General features: G+C 47.1%; 1 protein-coding gene. It reads left to right on the forward strand.

The window, feature by feature from the left end:
* On the forward strand, positions 1–278 hold a 278-nt coding region (locus SB765_RS29230), incomplete at both ends, for a hypothetical protein (RefSeq protein WP_410932434.1).

A 278-nucleotide genomic window follows, 5' to 3' on the forward strand; every position in this document is an offset into this window, starting at 1 on the left:
GTTGGCGAAATGGCTGAGAATCAATTCCGTGTAGGTTTAGTACGTGTAGAACGTGCTGTACGTGAGCGTTTAAGCTTAGGTGACCTTGATGCGGTAATGCCACAAGATCTTATTAACGCTAAGCCTATTTCGGCAGCGGTTAAAGAGTTCTTCGGCTCGTCTCAGTTATCACAGTTTATGGACCAAAATAACCCGCTATCAGAAGTAACGCATAAGCGTCGTATTTCTGCATTAGGTCCGGGCGGTCTAACTCGTGAGCGCGCTGGCTTTGAAGTACG

The sequence above is a fragment of the Pseudomonas sp. SIMBA_067 genome, from assembly GCF_046534675.1.
Classification (GTDB): domain Bacteria; phylum Pseudomonadota; class Gammaproteobacteria; order Pseudomonadales; family Pseudomonadaceae; genus Aquipseudomonas; species Aquipseudomonas putida.